14 protein-coding genes are annotated in these 17477 nt (G+C 39.8%); 3 read left to right on the top strand and 11 right to left on the bottom strand.

What is annotated here, in order from left to right; all coding sequences use genetic code 11:
* Window positions 1-48 precede the first annotated feature (48 nt).
* From RM553_RS14740 to RM553_RS14715, 6 genes are all read right to left on the bottom strand, one after another.
* Entirely contained in the window at window positions 49-597 is a 549-nt protein-coding gene (locus RM553_RS14740) for a type 1 glutamine amidotransferase domain-containing protein (protein WP_311535710.1), read from the bottom strand.
* A 116-nt stretch (window positions 598-713) separates the two neighbouring features.
* Window positions 714-1736 (bottom strand): YihY/virulence factor BrkB family protein, encoded by a 1023-nt coding sequence (locus tag RM553_RS14735; protein ID WP_311535709.1) that lies wholly within the window; start codon window positions 1734-1736, stop codon window positions 714-716.
* Entirely contained in the window at window positions 1737-2258 is a 522-nt protein-coding gene (locus RM553_RS14730) for a DinB family protein (protein WP_311535708.1), read from the bottom strand.
* Window positions 2258-4840, bottom strand: coding sequence for a phosphoenolpyruvate carboxylase (locus RM553_RS14725; protein ID WP_311535707.1), 2583 nt, complete (start codon window positions 4838-4840; stop codon window positions 2258-2260). Before RM553_RS14725 ends, RM553_RS14730 begins: the two co-directional genes overlap by 1 nt.
* Window positions 4841-4928: 88 nt before the next feature.
* Window positions 4929-5408 carry an Lrp/AsnC family transcriptional regulator gene (locus tag RM553_RS14720; RefSeq protein ID WP_311535706.1) on the bottom strand — a complete coding sequence of 160 codons (480 nt, stop codon included), beginning with the start codon at window positions 5406-5408 and terminating at the stop codon, window positions 4929-4931.
* A gap of 75 nt (window positions 5409-5483) precedes the next feature.
* Window positions 5484-6653 (bottom strand): M14 family zinc carboxypeptidase, encoded by a 1170-nt coding sequence (locus RM553_RS14715; protein WP_311535705.1) that lies wholly within the window; start codon window positions 6651-6653, stop codon window positions 5484-5486.
* Window positions 6654-6932: 279 nt separating this feature from the next.
* Between RM553_RS14715 and RM553_RS14710 the strand changes: the two genes are divergently transcribed.
* The gene (locus RM553_RS14710) at window positions 6933-7358 is read left to right on the top strand and encodes a helix-turn-helix domain-containing protein (protein WP_311535704.1); all 426 of its coding nucleotides are present in this window, start codon (window positions 6933-6935) and stop codon (window positions 7356-7358) included.
* Between the two features lie 31 nt (window positions 7359-7389).
* Window positions 7390-7764: a DNA topoisomerase IV gene (locus RM553_RS14705; protein WP_311535703.1), complete on the top strand. Its 375-nt coding sequence runs from the start codon at window positions 7390-7392 to the stop codon at window positions 7762-7764.
* Here the strand turns inward: RM553_RS14705 and mscL are convergent, their stop codons facing one another.
* The 5 genes from mscL to ychF all read right to left on the bottom strand — a co-directional run bounded on the left by mscL (window position 7765) and on the right by ychF (window position 14627).
* Window positions 7765-8211, bottom strand: a complete 447-nt coding sequence (gene mscL, locus RM553_RS14700) for a large-conductance mechanosensitive channel protein MscL (protein WP_311535702.1) — start codon at window positions 8209-8211, stop codon at window positions 7765-7767.
* Window positions 8211-10865: a DNA gyrase/topoisomerase IV subunit A gene (locus RM553_RS14695; RefSeq protein ID WP_311535701.1), complete on the bottom strand. Its 2655-nt coding sequence runs from the start codon at window positions 10863-10865 to the stop codon at window positions 8211-8213. Before RM553_RS14695 ends, mscL begins: the two co-directional genes overlap by 1 nt.
* Complete coding sequence (locus RM553_RS14690) at window positions 10865-11353, bottom strand: hypothetical protein (protein WP_311535700.1); 489 nt, start codon at window positions 11351-11353, stop codon at window positions 10865-10867. Before RM553_RS14690 ends, RM553_RS14695 begins: the two co-directional genes overlap by 1 nt.
* Window positions 11350-13212: a DNA topoisomerase IV subunit B gene (locus RM553_RS14685; RefSeq protein ID WP_311535699.1), complete on the bottom strand. Its 1863-nt coding sequence runs from the start codon at window positions 13210-13212 to the stop codon at window positions 11350-11352. The genes RM553_RS14690 and RM553_RS14685 overlap by 4 nt, the downstream gene beginning before the upstream one ends.
* 320 nt (window positions 13213-13532) lie before the next feature.
* Window positions 13533-14627, bottom strand: coding sequence for a redox-regulated ATPase YchF (ychF, locus tag RM553_RS14680; RefSeq protein ID WP_311535698.1), 1095 nt, complete (start codon window positions 14625-14627; stop codon window positions 13533-13535).
* Between the two features lie 453 nt (window positions 14628-15080).
* Here ychF and pta point away from each other — a divergent pair, with 453 nt between their 5' ends.
* On the top strand, window positions 15081-17174 hold the full coding sequence (gene pta / locus RM553_RS14675) for a phosphate acetyltransferase (protein WP_311535697.1): 2094 nt from the start codon (window positions 15081-15083) through the stop codon (window positions 17172-17174).
* Window positions 17175-17477 lie beyond the last annotated feature (303 nt).

The following is a 17477-nucleotide window of genomic DNA, read 5'->3' as shown; positions in this document are numbered from 1 at the left end:
TAAATATTCTAATAAGTTTTACATTCCTATTTCTTCAACCTGGAAGAATTAGGCATGCTGTAAATCGTGCTTACCTTCTTTTATTTCCTCTATTATCTTAGCGCAAAACGCTGGAAGATCATCTGGATTTCTACTGGTTACAAAAGCTTCATCTACAACCACTTCTTTATCTACCCATAAAGCCCCTGCATTTTCCAGGTCTTTCCTAAGGGTTTTATAAGAAGTCATGGTTCTTCCTTCTACCACATCGGCATTAATCAATGTCCAGGCGGCGTGGCAAATGGCTCCAACCGGCTTGCTTTGTTTAAAGAAGTCTCTTACAAAAACCAGCACATCCTCATTTATTCTTAAATGATCAGGATTCATTACTCCACCAGGAAGCACAAGCGCATTATAATCTTTTGCACTCACTTCGTCAATGGTCTTATCCACATCATATTCTTTTCCCCATTTATCAACATCCCAGCTTTTTATTTTTCCAGCTTCCGGACTTACAATATCCACTGTAAAACCTTCTTTTTCCAGGGCTTCTTTTGGAGATTTTAGTTCGCTTTCTTCAAATCCGTTTGTTGCTAAAATTGCTATTCTCTTGTCCATAATTTTTCTTTTTTATTTACCTCAAAGATAACAAGCAACACAGGCAAAATGTATTAAGAGCCTTATAAAACCTGGGGGTTGAGCGTTAAACATTTCCTAACCGGAAGGGAAAATTTCTATTTTTTGGATTTAGGCTCTTTTTCTTCGGAACCTTTATTATTCTCATCGTCATAATCAAGATTAGATTTTAAACGATCAATAATTGCCTTTTCTTCTTTAAGCTGAATACGTTTGCTTTCCAGTTTCTCCATTTCCTGGTAAATTGCCGGCTCGGCATAGCTGTTTGGCTCTACCCGCTCATTTTTATAAAGCGCATACTGTACTGTAAATTCTGCACCATAAAACAAAATGAGACAGGTGTAGTAAACCCATAACAGAATAAGCACTACAGAAGATGCCCCACCATAAACTGAAGCAGGATCACTTTGGCCAAAATAAAATCCTATCAAATATTCACCAATTAGAAAAAGAATAGTAGTTAACGCTGCCCCGTAGAACGTTGTTCTCCATTTAATATGAATATCTGGCAGCAGCCTGAAAATAGAAGCGAAAAGCGAGGTAATAAAAAGGAACGAAATCAGGAAATTAGCTGCACTCACCATAAAAGTTGTAATATTTGGCACATACTCCTGTATTTCATCCTGAACTATACTTAGCACCGCTGAAATAATAAGAGAAATTAGCATTAAAAGGCCAATTACCAGTACCATCCCTAAAGAAATAACCCGGTCCAGGACAATCCTACCGAAATTCACTTTTTTAGCGGCAACATTCCAGATATTGTTCATGGCCATCTTAAGCTGAAAAAAAACTCCTGTTGCGCCAAATAAAAGAAAAAGAATACCGAATATAATGGCAAAGGTGGAGCGCTCTGTAAGAGCAGCATTCGATACCATACTTTCAATAGCATTAGCCGACTCGGAGCCTATAAAAGAAGCTATCTCATTAGTAATTTTTCCCTGAACAAAAGCCCTTCCGAAAAAATAACCAACAACAGTTACTACTATAATCAATAAAGACGGAAGGGAAAACAGGGCGTAATATGCAATGGTGGCAGCACGGGCATAAGGCTCGTTCCTGTTCCAGCTCACATAAGCCTCTTTTAAAAGCTTCCATAATGTCTTCAAAGATTTTAGCATCTATAAGTATTTTTCCATGAGTATTTTTTTATGATGCATGGCATGGCCAACTACTATAAAACCTATTGCCCTTACACTGGCCGGTGCCCCGTTCATAGTTCCTCTTTGTTCAAGAACAGCTTCAGGAAAACTCCTGTACAGCTTTATTGTTGAATTTCTTACCGTTTCAAACTCCTTTTTAAAATCATTCAGGCTTCTGGCTGAAGCGAAGGAATTCTTAGCATATTCATCATGATCAAAGCCCGGTAAAGAGGTTTGATCTCCCCTGGCTATACAAAGTGCACGGTACTGGAAAATGCGCTCAACATCAATCAGGTGCTGCAATACTTCGGCTATGCTCCATTTTCCCTCTGCATAGCGGAACTTTAATTTTTCCGCAGAAATTTCTTCATTAAGAACCTGTAACAACTCCTTTTTATTTTCCTGAAATAATATCCCCAAAGACTGCTCTTTGGGGATGTTATTAATGTAGCCCTGATAAAATTCAAGGTATTCATCAGAATGTAAAGTGGTTACTTTCATTAAGCTGAATTTCTACTTGCATTTATATTACCATAAAGGGAACGGGTCACCATCTTTTCATAGATTTCCAGTAAGTCCTTGTTCCCATCGTTTTCCTGCAATTCCTGCACTTTTCTTAGGGCATGTTGCTGGATGGTGAGCAAAGGCAAAACAATATTTTCCCTTGCCTGTATAGAAGCGCGTCCTGCCGGCTGGTTTTCCATTAATTCCTTGTAACCAGTCACTTTAAGGATCATAGCTTTACTTCTTTTATATTCGGCATGAATGAGCTTCCAAAAATCACCAAATTCCTTATCATCCTGCATATAAGAAGTTAATTCAAAGAATGACTTGGTAAGACTCATCATACTGTTTTCCAATAAAGTTTTGAAGAAAATGGAATTATTGTACAATTGTATAACCTTATCCAGTTTTCCTTCCTTCTCATATTTTTTAATCGCTGTTCCCACTCCAAAGAATCCAGGAACATTCTGTTTAAGCTGGCTCCAGCTTCCTACAAAAGGTATGGCACGCAAATCCTTTAAATTTAGTTTAGCCGACTTGTTTCTCTTAGAAGGACGGCTTCCAATATTGGTCTTGGCGTAGTACTTAAGCGTACTCATTTTTTCCAGGTACGGAATAAACTTTTCATGTTGTTTAAAACCGGTATAGGTGTCGTAACTGATTTCCGCAAGATCGTTCATGGTGTTGCGGTCTTCTTCTGAAAGTTTGTTGGTGCCTTTACTGAAGATTTCATTAGAAACCCCTGAACTCAGCAACTGCTCCAGGTTATACCTGCAGGAATCCTGAGTACCAAAGTTGGAACTAATTGTTTGCCCCTGCACGGTAAGCTGAATTTCCTCATTTTCGATGCCAGGCCCAAGTGAAGCATAAAACTGGTGAGTTTTACCGCCTCCCCTTGCTGGTGGCCCTCCCCGTCCATCAAAGAAAATCACTTTTATCCCGTTTTTCCTGGATACTTCAGTAATCGCCTCTTTAGCTTTGTAAATACTCCAGTTCGCCATAAGGTAACCTCCATCTTTAGTACCATCGCTAAAGCCAAGCATAATAGTTTGCTTGTTATCCCTTCTTTTTAAATGTTCACTATAAACAGGATCATTATACAGCACCTCCATGGTTTTATGGGCAGATTGAAGATCTGGAACAGTTTCAAAAAGCGGAATAACATCTACGCTAGGCTTTTCCCATCCACAAGACCTTAGGAAGGCAAATGGAGTAAGAACTCCCTGAACAGACCCGCAATTACTTATAATATACCTGTTGGCTCCATTTTCACCATTTCTCTCCTGAATGGTCTGCATTGCGTACACAGATGAAATTGTAGATTTAGTAATCCCTTCTTCAAAATCATCAGGATTAAGTTTTCCCTGCGCATTTCGCAATACATCAATTTGCTCTTCAGGAGATAAGTCGTTGTAATTCTCCGGCAGGATTTTGGTTCCATTGGCATTGGTCACTTTAATAATTTCATCTAAAACTTCCTGGTGCACAGTGGCATCCTGACGAATGTCCAGCGTGGCAAAATAATAACCATAAAGGTTTACTTTATTAATGATATCATCTACTTCATCCAGGAACAAAGAATTATGTTTTTCAATTATTATCTGTTTAATCTGCTGAAGTTTAGATTTAAAATCTTCAAGTGAAAGTTGAAGCTCTTCTTCCCTCGAAACTGCTCCTTTATATAAAGCAGATTCTATTTCAGAAACAATTTCATCTATGCCTTCAAAAGTAATTCTTCGTTTAAGTTTTCTTATATCCCGGTAATAATTTAGTAAAATCGTACTTCTAAGCCTACGGGCTACCTTCAGGGTAATATCTGTGGTCACAAAAGGATTTCCGTCACGGTCTCCCCCAGGCCAGAACCCAAGATTGATTACCTGATTGCCCACATCTTCTCCTTCAAAAATATTCTGCTGAATATAATTGTAGATTTTGCTGGCGCTGTGATAGAAAACATTTTCAAAATACCAGATAAGGCTCACCGCTTCATCAAAAGGCGTGGGCTTCTCTTTATTGAAAAAAGGTGTTTTGCCTAACTGGGACAATAATTTTTTGATTCCGATAACGTCATTTTCCTGCACGGCTTTGTCAAGATCTGTAATAATGCCTAAAACGGCGCCCGGATAAAACTGCGTGGGATGGGCAGTTAATGTAGGACGGACTTTAAAGCGCTTTAAATAATCCCTTAATTCTTCGGTTTTATTTTTCGCTTCAGCTTCCTCCTTCACATTTCGCAGGGTTCCCCTTCCATCCATATTATTTACAATAGGAAAAGAGGCATCTTCAATAGCATCAAATAAAACCACCTGGCGTTCAATAAATTGTATAAAACGGAAAAGCAGGTTGTTCTTTTCTTCTTCGGTAGGATTTTGATGGTACTTTTTGAAAAAGCGCTCTACAATTTCAGAAGGATTTTTATTTTCCTTAAAACCTTCTTCGCAAACATCCTGAAATAAAGGCAATAAAGCCCCCGTTTTGCTAATGTCGCTGAATGGAAGGGTCAGGAAAATACTGTTATAAATCTGGTATTTTGCCAGTACACTTTCATTGAATCTGTCGAGTTTTGGTTCTCTATGCATAATCTTAGTTGGTGTTTGACTTAAATTTATTAAAAAACCCTTTATGCAAGTTAGCCTAAAGGGTTTTTATTAAAAGTTTAGGATAACTTTACATGTCCTGGAAAATGGAATGCATTAAACGCTTCTTATCGTTAATGCTTTCTTCCAGGGAAATCATAGTTTCTGTTCTGTAAACTCCCTCTATATCATCTAGTTGAAAAATTATATCTTTCGCATGCTGGGTGTTTCTAGCCCTAACTTTACAGAAGACATTAAATTTACCTGTAGTAACATGTGCCACTGTAACAAAAGGAATTTCATTAATACGTTCAAGAACGAATTTCGTTTGGGAAGTATTTTTCAAAAATACGCCTACATAAGCGATAAACGCGTAGCCCAATTTTTGATAATCCAGCGTAAGGGAAGAACCTATAATGATTCCCGCCTCTTCCATTTTTTTCACCCTTACATGAACGGTACCGGCAGAAATTAAAAGCTTTTTGGCGATATCGGTAAAGGGAGTCCTGGTATTCTCAATAAGCATATCGAGAATCTGGTGATCTGTGTCGTCTAATTTAAACTTGGCCATTTTTTCTAAACTTCTTTTTATATGAAATTCAAAAATAATACAAATTCATTGAAGTATTGATAAATTTTTCTGGAATTAATCAGGTTTCAGGTCTATTTCTCGTCCATTTAAGATTATTTTATTAACTACAACGTTTTCGGCTAGCCTATCCTCCCCTTCCTGTAGTGCAAATTCTTTTTCACAATCGATTTCCCGTAGCCCGTATTTTTTCATTTTCTCCCCAATTTTCTCTACTACGGGTGTAAAAATAATCTCTCCATTTTTCAATTCCTCCCGGTATTGTATGGCAACATCATAAATTTCCTCGTCACTTAACTTCACATTTTTTAACACGATGTCGTTGAAAAATTTTTGGTTCTCCGGAAGCTTACCGTAGTCATGATAATCAAATATTAAGTAATCTGATGAAGAAATATGATGAAGAGCTGCAACCAGCGCTGCAAAAACATATTTCCTGGTAATTTCCCGTTGATAATCGCCCGGATAGTGCCCTGCTTCAAAAAGAATTGTAGGCACTTCCTGACTCTGAAAGGTGTCTCCGGTACAGTTCAGGTTAAAAGCATCATCATAACGTCCAATCTGGCCGGGCAGTTCTTCTTTTAAATCAGCTGCCATAGCTGCTATAAGCTTCATGCTTTTTTTACGGCTTGGAAAAATCTGGCGTTGTTCCTCCATGGCAGGCGTAAGAAAGGACAAAGTTGCCGGCTTTGGAGCTGTTCCTGCTGTAAAAATGGTCCGCTGGTCGTGTAAGTTAAAGCAAAAATCGGGGGAAAACTTATCAAATTGTTCCCTTAAGATACGGCTCTCCACTTCTTCCAGGTTCTGCGCATCCCGGTTTAAATCCACGTTATTCGCATTCGCTCTGGTATAAGACCTCCCACCATCAGGATTGAGCATAGGGATAATCCATATCTGGCATTTTTCAAGGATTTCTTTTAAAACGGGAAATTCTTCCTTCCTCTGGAAAGCATTAAGAAGGTCAAAAACCGCTTTTGTGGTGGTGGTTTCATTACCATGCATTTGGGACCAGGCGAAGATTTTTGTTTTACCAGTTCCAAATTTAACTATAGAGATAGGTTCGCCCATCGCAGACTTACCTATTTTTTCAATAGTATAATATCCTGATAAAGTTTCAAGGACAGGACCAATATGGTCAAGATTGAGATACCTTCCTGAAATTTCTGAATTCTTTACCTGCGGATATTCCCGCATTAAATCTTGTAAATAAGCTGGATAATTTTTCATGTTTACAAAAGTAAATAATACATTTTTTACAAATGTAAACAGGTAAAACGTATGATCTTTGATACATTTGTAAACATTAAGTTGCAGAAGCTAAGGATAGCGCTAGGAATATTTCCATTCAGCTATTAAAATAAATACAAAATATTATTTACTAGTTATTTATGTTGTTTTACATGAAGTAATTGTTTATTGAAATAAGATCATTTACAAATGTAATTTGTGATGCTTATTCACTATATTTACATTTGTAAACCTATTAAAAAGTAAAATGAATTTACAATGGTAAACACTGAGCAGTTCGGGATACGACTAAATAAGATCCTGGAGTTTTACGATCTTTCTGCAGCTTCTTTTGCTGATAAAATTGAAGTGGGCCGGTCTTCTATTTCCCATATTCTCTCCGGAAGAAATAAACCCAGCCTCGATTTCGTCATGAAGATTGTAAAGACTTTTCCTGAAGTGGAATTGTACTGGCTTCTCAATGGAAAAGGAAAATTTCCTAAAGAAGACAAACAGGAACCTGTTTCTTCTTCCGCAGAAAAAAATAACCCTGCTCCTACAGGAGAAAGTATTCCTGAACAGCAAACAGCAAAATTAAATGAAGTAGCCTCCGCTCCTTCTACTATTATGAGCAGTAAGTCCAAACCCATAAAGAAAATCGTTATTTTTTATGAAGACGGGACATTTGACGCCTTTGAGAATTGACAATTCCTTCCAAAAGAAGTTACTTTGCAGTATGCGTAAACTTTTAATTATCTTTTGTTGCTCTTGCCTTTTTACGGCATGTTTCCAGCCCGAAAGGAACTGTGAAGATTACAGAACAGGTACTTTTGAATTTCAGTCTTACCTTAACGGGGAAATAGTTACTTCTCGTTTTATAAGAAACGATTCCATAGAAATTGATGAATTTCAGGGTTCTGCAGATACTTCCTCTGTACGCTGGATCAATGATTGTGAATATATCCTGAAGAACCTGCATCCAAAAAATAGGCAGGAAAGAAAACCTATACATATGAAGATCCTCACCACCAATAAGAATGGATATACGTTTGAGTATGGTGTGGTTGGGGAAACCCGAAGGGAAAAAGGCTCGGTAACAAAAGTGGACTGATTACATCCCTTTTTCCCGCAACAGTTTATTCTGCTCCTCCATTAGATCATTTAAATTGGAAAGCAGCTCAATATCTTTTGGAGTAACCACCGTTTTGTTTTTGGGATCCTCGGCTTTTTTCCTGAAACTGTTCATGAATTTCACCACTATAAAAATGGTCAGACCTATTATAAGAAAATCAATAAGGGACTGAATAAGAATTCCGTAGCCTATTGCAACTTCTTCTGCCGTAACTGCTCCATCTGCAGTGATAACAGCTTCTTTCAGGATTAATTTCTTATCGGTGTAATTTATTCCGCCGGTAAGGATACTTAAGGGAGGCATTACCACCTGTTTTACCAGGGCATCCACAACTTTATTGAAAGCGGTACCAATAATAATACCCACCGCCATGTCTATCATGTTGCCCTTTACGGCGAACTCCTTGAACTCTTTAAAAAATCCCATTATTCATCAAATAGTTTCGTCTGACTTTCTGAAGATGAAGATAAGGAATCTTTGTTTTCATCCTTTAGTTTTTCAGGACGTCTTTTCTCATCCAAAGTAGCCTCATCCTCCTGCATCTCCTGCTCTTCTTCATCATTCTCATCTTCCTCCTCAAAAGGCATAGGATCCAGAAGGTTTATTTGCTTCACTTTCTCTGTGGTTAATTGATTGCCCTGTGCTTTTATTCCTTTTATCGCGATAAATTCTTCAATATTAAGCTCCTCATTTGGCCGCTGGTCCTTTCCTCTCTGTTTGCCATATACAATCTCGGCCATTGGATAATAATCTGTGGAAACTACCTCCAAAAAGGATTTTTCATGATCGCTGATAAATTTTTCCTCTTTTTCAGGATGTTCAATAAGAAAACGCTTTACATAATACCGTTCCTTTTCCGGCTCCCAGTAAATGGCTGAAACTGGCTTTTTAGGATTCCATTTTTCCAGGATCACCATCTCTTCATCAAAACGGGTGGTAAGTTCGGGAACTATGGTTTTGGCCACTCCATCCTGGGTGATGATCAGCAAACGGTCCTCACCTTTAAATTCTCCGAGTAATTCTCCCCTTCCATCAACATTCAGCCTGTTCACTGTTTCATCAAACCAGATCCTTCGTGGTTTTAAAGTTGAAACTCCTTCTTCTTTAAGTTCTATTCTTTTTACTGAATATTTAGTGACGATGTTCCCTTTTACATTCCTGCCTTTAATCAGGATATCGGCAAAATCCATATCAAATTTTACTTTTCTGATGCTGCCTACCTGCCTGAGGAATACCGTAACCACTTCAGCTTCTCCATTAGGATTGGAAGAGAAATACATCACTTTGGAGTCCTTTTTTCCCTGGGTAAGATCGTATTCGCGATCGCGGGTAACTGATGTAACTGCAAACCTTTTTATATAAGTACTGCCGCCCTTTCCATCGCGGTAGATCATATTGTAAATGGTGCGCTTGTCCTTCTTCTTAAAGATGGCAACATGAATAATGTCTTTACCTATAAATGTCTTTGAGTCTACCTTGGTGACCATCATTTTACCATCTGCGGTAAAGCAAATCACATCATCAATATCCGAACAATCGGTAACATATTCGTCTTTTTTTAAAGCTGTTCCCACAAAACCTTCCTTTCGGTTTACATAAAGCTTGGTATTTCGAATTACCACTTTGGTGGCTTCGATATCTTCAAATAAACGCAGTTCTGTTTTGCGCTCTTTTCCTTTACCATAATCTTTTTTTAGCTTTTCAAAATAAGCCACTGCAAAATCCACAAGATTATCCAGATGGTGCTTTACCTTTGCGATCTGGTCTTCCAGCGCTTCAATTTTTTGCTGCGCCTTATCAATATCGAACTTGGAAATTCTTTTAATCCTTATTTCTGTAAGGCGCACGATATCTTCTTCGGTTACCGCCCTTTTAAGGTGCTTTATATGAGGTTTCAGGCCTTCATCAATCGCACGGATTACGCCTTCCCAGGTTTCTTCTTCTTCAATATCCCTGTAAATCCTGTTTTCAATAAAAATTCTTTCCAGAGAAGAAAAATGCCATTGTTCCTCCAGCTCATCCAGGGAAATTTCCAGTTCCCGCTTCAGCAAATGCAAAGTATGGTCTGTAGACCTGCGTAAAATTTCTGAAACCCCTAGAAAAACCGGCTTATTATCGATAATTACACAGCCCAGGGGCGAAATGGAATTTTCACATTGCGTAAAGGCAAAAAGGGCGTCTATGGTCTTATCCGGAGAAATATTTGTCGGCAGATGAATTAGTATTTCTACTTCAGCCGCGGTATTATCTTCAATCCGCTTGATCTTAATTTTCCCTTTATCATTTGCCTTAAGTATGGAATCTATAAGGCTTGTGGTGGTGGTACCATAAGGAATCTCGGTTATGGCCAGGGTATTTTTATCGTATTGCGAAATTTTAGCCCTTACGCGAACCCTGCCTCCGCGCATACCATCATTATAATCGGTAATATCAGCTTCGCCTCCTGTAGGAAAATCAGGAAAGAGCTTAAATCTTTTTCCTCTTAAATGCTTTATGGAGGCATCAATTAATTCATTGAAATTATGAGGAAGCACACGGGTGCTCAAGCCAACGGCAATCCCTTCAGCTCCCTGTGCCAGGAGCATCGGGAATTTAACCGGAAGGTTTACCGGTTCATTTTTTCTACCATCGTAAGAAAGCTGCCATTCGGTAAGTTTTGGATTAAACAAAACCTCCAGGGCAAACTTTGAAAGCCGGGCTTCAATATACCTGGGTGCCGCCGCACGGTCCCCGGTTAAAATATTTCCCCAGTTCCCCTGGGTATCAATAAGAATGTCTTTTTGCCCAATCTGTACCATGGCATCCCCAATACTGGCATCACCATGTGGATGGTACTGCATCGTATGCCCAACAATGTTGGCTACTTTATTATAGCGCCCATCATCCAGATCTTTCATGGAGTGCATAATACGGCGCTGCACAGGTTTAAAACCATCTTCTATAGCAGGTACAGCCCGTTCTAAAATTACATAGGATGCATAATCCAGAAACCAGTCCTTATACATCCCGGTTACCCGAATAAGCTCCTCTTTTGGTTGTTCAAATTGTTCTTCCTGAGCTCCTTCTTGGTTTTCTTCCATTAGGCGGTTGCTTTATTAGCGTTGTATTCCATTACCTTCTGAAGAGAGGCTACCATGCCTTTCTTCTTTTTTCTGCTTAAAAATGTAGTATTAAAGGTATATTTTCTATATCCCGATCTTCTCCTGGATTTAATATATATTGTTAATGATGAATAAATTCCGTAGTCACTAAACCGGAATTTCCCCAGCTTTCTCTTCGGAAATTCCGCCTTTTTTACCCGGTATTCCATGAATTTTGAGAAAAAGACGCCGTTGTTTTTAAAATTGAGCGTTTCTCCATCACTGTCAAAATCAAAGCTCTGCCCAATCCTGTGCACATAAAAACCTAATAATAAGGTACTGATATTGGGGACAAAATGGCTGAAATTTATTGGTTCATCTGAAGCCATGAGCTCTATGTTTACAAAAATATTGGTCACAAAAACTGCTACCAAAACAATATACATAGAGGGAACTATCTTAACCTCGTTTTTATTGGTAAACCTCATATCCCTAATTCTTCAACAAGATCAAGTTCCACTTTAAGGTTATCAATAATAAACTCCTGGCGGTCGGGAGTATTTTTACCCATATAAAAACTAAGCATTTCTTCAATGGACTTATCCTTGTCCAGCATAACGGGATCAAGCCGAATATCATCCCCGATAAAATGCACAAATTCATCGGGCGAAATTTCACCCAGTCCTTTAAACCTTGTGATTTCAACCTTTCCTGAAAGTTTTTGCACCGCCTGCTTACGTTCCATTTCGCTGTAACAGTAGATGGTTTCTTTTTTATTCCTTACGCGGAATAATGGTGTTTGCAGTATATATAAATGATTTTCCTTTATCAATTCAGGAAAAAACTGGAGAAAAAACGTGATCAGCAGCAACCGGATATGCATTCCATCCACATCGGCATCTGTAGCGATCACAATATTATTGTACCGAAGGTCTTCCATAGACTCTTCTATGTTCAGTGCAGCCTGCAGCAGGTTAAATTCCTCGTTTTCGTAAACAATTTTTTTACTAAGCCCGTAGCTGTTCAAAGGCTTTCCTTTTAAGCTGAAAACCGCCTGGGTATTCACATCCCTGGATTTGGTAATGGAACCACTGGCCGAATCCCCCTCGGTTATGAACAAAGTTGTTTCCAGGTAGCGCTCTTTATTGCTGTCTCCCAAATGGATACGGCAATCCCTTAATTTCTTATTGTGCAGACTGGCTTTTTTGGCCCTGTCTTTCGCGAGTTTTCTTATTCCTGAAAGATCTTTTCGCTCCCTTTCTGCCTGAAGAATTTTTCGCTGAAGTTGTTCTGCCGTTTCCGGGTTTTTGTGAAGGTAATTATCCAGGTTGCGCTTTACAAAATCATTGATGTACGTCCTTACCGTTGGCAAATCGCCGCCCATATCTGTAGAACCAAGTTTGGTTTTGGTCTGGCTTTCAAAAACCGGCTCCATCACTTTTATACTAATAGCGCCTACTACCGACTTACGGATATCGCTGGCATCATAATTTTTTCCGTAGAATTCCCTAACGGTTTTGACTATTGCTTCCCTGAAGGCCAGAAGATGCGTCCCTCCCTGTGAAGTATTCTGCCCGTTTACAAAAGAATGGTATTCTTCAGAATATTGTGATTTACTGTGTGTTATAGCAACTTCAATATCATTGCCCCGCATATGGATAATCGGGTACAATTGGTCATCTTCATTTATACTATCGCCCAAAAGGTCTTTTAGTCCGTTTTCAGAGTAAAATTTTTCGCCGTTATATACTATAGTCAGCCCCGGGTTGAGATAGACATAATTTTTGAGCATTTTTTCAATATACTCATTGCGGAATTTGTAATTTTTGAAGATTACTTCATCTGGCAAAAAAGTCACCTTGGTTCCCCTCCTGCGAGAAGTCTCTTCAAGGTGCTCCTGATTGGTAAGGTTTCCCTGCTCAAATTCGGCTGAAGCCGATTGCCCATCACGCGTGGATTCCACCCTAAAATAAGAAGAAAGTGCGTTCACCGCTTTGGTACCCACCCCATTAAGTCCCACAGATTTTTTAAAGGCGCGGGTATCGTATTTTCCCCCCGTATTCATCTTGGAAACTACATCTACCACCTTGCCCAGCGGAATTCCGCGCCCGTAGTCACGAACAATCACCCGCTGGTTCTGCACGGAAATTTCAATGGTTTTTCCGGCGCCCATCACAAATTCGTCAATACAGTTGTCCAGGACTTCTTTTAGCAGAATATAAATCCCGTCATCGGCACTGGAACCGTCCCCAAGCTTCCCGATATACATCCCGGGCCGCATCCTAATGTGCTCTTTCCAGTCTAACGACCGAATATTATCCTCGGTGTACTTTGTTTCCTCGCTCATATGTAGAAAATGGAGTTTGCAGCTAATATAAGGCTTAGCTGCAAAAATTGAAACCCTGGACGCACAAAGTAATTAACAAGATATTAGAAGTTAGAAACAAGAGGTGAGAAATTAGATATTAGAAGTTAGACATTTAGAATTTTGGATTTTCTCGCAGATAAAAAAGAAGTTATTTGCTCTCAGCTTTTTAACTACAAACTTTTCTTATATGAGAAATTTTGAATTTAACAAACTCCAAACTCTCCACTCCTCCTCCGCAGATCGCAGATTTAGGAGCAGAATTTCTATCCAACTCTGAACTCTAAACTTCGAACTAATAACTACACGTTAAACCTAAAGTGCATCACATCCCCGTCCTTCACTAAATACTCTTTCCCTTCCACGCGCATTTTACCGGCTTCTTTTACTTTTGCTTCACTGCCGTAATTTTCATAATCTTCATAAGAAATTACTTCCGCGCGAATAAAACCTTTTTCAAAATCGGTGTGAATAACCCCGGCAGCCTGTGGAGCGGTTGCGCCAACGGGAATGGTCCAGGCCCTTACTTCTTTCTCTCCTGCCGTAAAATAAGTTTGTAAATTCAGTAAACTATAAGCCCCTCGAATCAGTTTAGCCGATCCCGGCTCGTCCAGGCCTATATCCTGAAGGAACATCTGGCGTTCTTCAAAATCATCTAGTTCAGTAATATCGGCTTCAGTTCCCACGGCAAGTACCAAAACCTCGGCATTTTCATCTTTAACCGCCTCACGAACCCTTTCTACATGTGCATTGCCGTTAACTGCTGAACCTTCTTCAACATTGCACACATACATCACCGGCTTATCGGTTATAAACTGCAGCGGTTTTACAAAGTCCTTATGCTCGTCTTCAGAAAAATCTATCGCCCTAACCGATTTTCCTGCTTCCAGGCCTTGTTTCAGTTTTAAAAGCACGGCTTCCTCTTTTTGAGCTTCTTTATTGCCCGTTTTTGCGGCTCTTTTTACCTTATCCAGCTTTTTTTCTACGGTTTCCAGATCTTTAAGCTGAAGCTCCATATCGATGGTTTCTTTATCTCTGATTGGATCTATAGAACCATCCACATGCACAATATTGTCATTTTCAAAGCATCTCAAAACATGCAGGATAGCATCGGTCTCCCTGATGTTTCCCAAAAACTGGTTTCCTAAACCTTCCCCTTTACTGGCTCCTTTTACCAGCCCGGCAATATCCACTATTTCCACAGTGGCCGGCTGTACGCGTTCAGGATGCACAAGTTCTTCAAGCTTCTGAAGTCTTGGGTCAGGAACATTCACCACCCCTATATTTGGTTCTATGGTACAAAACGGAAAGTTTGCACTTTGCGCTTTGGCATTAGACAAACAATTAAAGAGCGTTGATTTTCCAACATTAGGTAATCCTACAATTCCGGCTTTCATATTTCAAGTTTTGATGCACTGATTTTTGCGGCTGCAAAGATAGGAATAAGAACTGAGAAAAATATAGTTCAAAGTTCTGGGTTTGGGTTTCGGAGTTAAGAATTCGGAATTAGGAGTTTGGGATTTGGATTCCAGGTTCGGAGTTTTTCTGCGGTAATCTGTGTGATCTGCGGGGGAAGTATTGGAAAGTGGAGACTTCGGAGTTGAGGGATTGAGGTGGTGATTTTCTGCAGAAGAATTGGTGGAGAGAGGAAAGTGGAACTTTTTTTTACATCTGAAAGTCTTTCCAAATAAATGAAAAACATTCGTGTATTCGTGGTGTAAGCTGGAGGAATAAGAATCCCATCTTTTCTGATCTTCGTCAGTTCTCGGCTTATTTTAGAGGATTTTAACCCGTGGTTCAGAAGCATTGTTTTTATTTCGCCTTAATTTTGTATCACAAATTTACATACCATGAACAAAGGACTTTATATCGCCACGCTGGAATCGCACAGCGGAAAATCCATGCTTTCCCTGGGACTAATGCGTACGCTTCTTGGAAAAACAGTTAAAGTAGGATATTTCAGGCCTATTATTAATGATATGCCTGAAGGAAAAAGAGATAATCATATAGATACAATTCTAAGTTATTTTGACCTTTCCCTTCCTTATGAAGATGCCTACGCCTTTAAGCGCAGTGAGGTTATTCAGAAAAGAAACGAAGGGAAATCGGGGGAAATTATTGACGTTATCATCAGGAAATATAAGAAACTGGAGGAGGAATATGATTTTGTGCTGGTAGAAGGAAGCGATTTTTCCGGCGAAGGCAGCGTGTTTGAGTTTGATGTAAATGTGATTACCGCCAGAAACCTGGGGATTCCCGTGGTGATAATTGCCAGCGGCCAGTATAAAAGCTGGGAAGAGCACCTGGGAAGCCTTCAAATGGCATATAATCAGTTTGTGGACAAGGATGTGGACGTAATCGCTATGGTAAGCAACAAAATACAGGTAGAAAACCTTGATGCTGCCAAAGAGAATATGCGCAAGTTCCTGCCTGACGATATTGATGTTTTCGCCATTCCGCTTATCGAAACACTTAATAATCCCACACTTAAGGAAATTGTTCAGGCCCTGGAAGGAAAAATCCTTTTTGGCGAAGATTTTCTGGATAACCAAACGGGTAATTTCGGAGTGGGTGCCATGCAGCTCAGGAATTACCTCACTACTCTCAAAAATGAAAGCCTGGTAATAACGCCCGGGGATCGCGCCGATATAATTCTTGGAGCACTTCAGGCCAATATTTCCAGTAATTACCCCAGGATCTCGGGAATAATCCTAACGGGCGGATTAACACCGGAACCTTCCATTTTGAAATTAATTGAAGGACTTTCAGAAATTGTTCCTATTATTTCTGTTGAAGACGGCACCTTTAGCGTCACCAACAGGGTTGGCGCGATAAAATCGAATATTTATGCCGATAGTATTCAGAAAATAGAAACTACCATCAGCACGTTTGAGCGTTACGTTTCTTTTGATCCACTGGTGGAAAGGCTTATCAATTTTGAACCTCATGGCATCACTCCCCGTATGTTCCAGTACGGACTGGTAAAAAGGGCGCAGCAAAGCAAGAAACATATTGTACTTCCGGAAGGTACAGATGACCGTATTCTTATTGCGGCTTCCCGCCTTATGGCCATAGATATTGTAGATATTACGCTGTTGGGGGATGTTGAAGTAATTAAGCAGAAACTGATGAAGCTGGGGCTAAACCTCGACCTGGAAAAAGTAAATATTATAAATCCTGCAAAATCAGAATATTTTCAGGAATATGCTGAAACGCTCTATGAACTAAGAAAACATAAAGGTGTAAACCTGGATATGGCAAGGGACTGGATGAGTGATGTTTCCTATTACGGCACGATGATGATCTATAAAGGCCATGCTGACGGCATGGTTTCCGGTGCTGCCCATACCACCCAGCATACCATAAGGCCCGCACTACAGTTTATTAAGACAAAGCCCGGAGTTTCAGTGGTTTCTTCAGTATTTTTCATGTGCCTGGAAGATCGTGTTTCTGTTTTTGGGGATTGTGCGATCAATCCGAATCCTACTGCGGAAGAGCTCGCTGAAATCACTATTTCTTCCGCGGAAAGTTGTTTCGCCTTCGGGATTGATCCAAAAATAGCCATGCTCTCCTACTCTTCCGGAACTTCAGGAAAAGGAGCCGATGTAGATCGCGTGCGCCAGGCTACCGAAATTGTAAAAAACAAACGTCCCGATCTAAAAATTGAAGGGCCTATTCAATATGACGCGGCTGTGGACATTAGTGTGGGAAAAAGCAAGCTGCCTGATTCTGAAGTTGCCGGACAGGCTAACCTGCTTATTTTCCCAGATTTGAATACCGGGAACAACACCTATAAGGCGGTACAACGGGAAACCGGCGCGCTGGCAATCGGGCCAATGTTGCAGGGATTAAATAAACCGGTAAACGACCTTAGCCGAGGCTGTACGGTAGACGATGTTTTTAATACGGTAATTTTAACCGCTATCCAGGCGCAGGGAATCTAGTGAAGTACGAGGTTAGAGGTTGGAAGTTTGAAGCTGGAAGTTGGAAGTTGGAAGTTGGAAGTTTTAATGAGAATAGAATTCTTAAAAGTAATAAAAGCTCCCCTACTATTTAAGGAGGGATGGCCGAAGGCCGGGGTGGTGGTTTGAAGTTAGAATTTAGAAGTAGGAAATACGAATTATTAAAAGAAAAATACGAAACATTAAAACTTAAAGCTTAATATTTAAACCTTATAGCTTCTTGAAAACGCTCCCCTACTTTCAAGGAGGGGTGGCCGAAGGCCGGGGTGGTTGTTTGAGGTTAGA

The organism is Autumnicola tepida, from assembly GCF_031846485.1.
GTDB classification, from domain to species: Bacteria; Bacteroidota; Bacteroidia; order Flavobacteriales; family Flavobacteriaceae; genus Autumnicola; species Autumnicola tepida.
The sequence above is the reverse complement of the archived record's forward strand: the minus strand, read 5'-3'. Positions and strand labels throughout refer to the sequence as shown.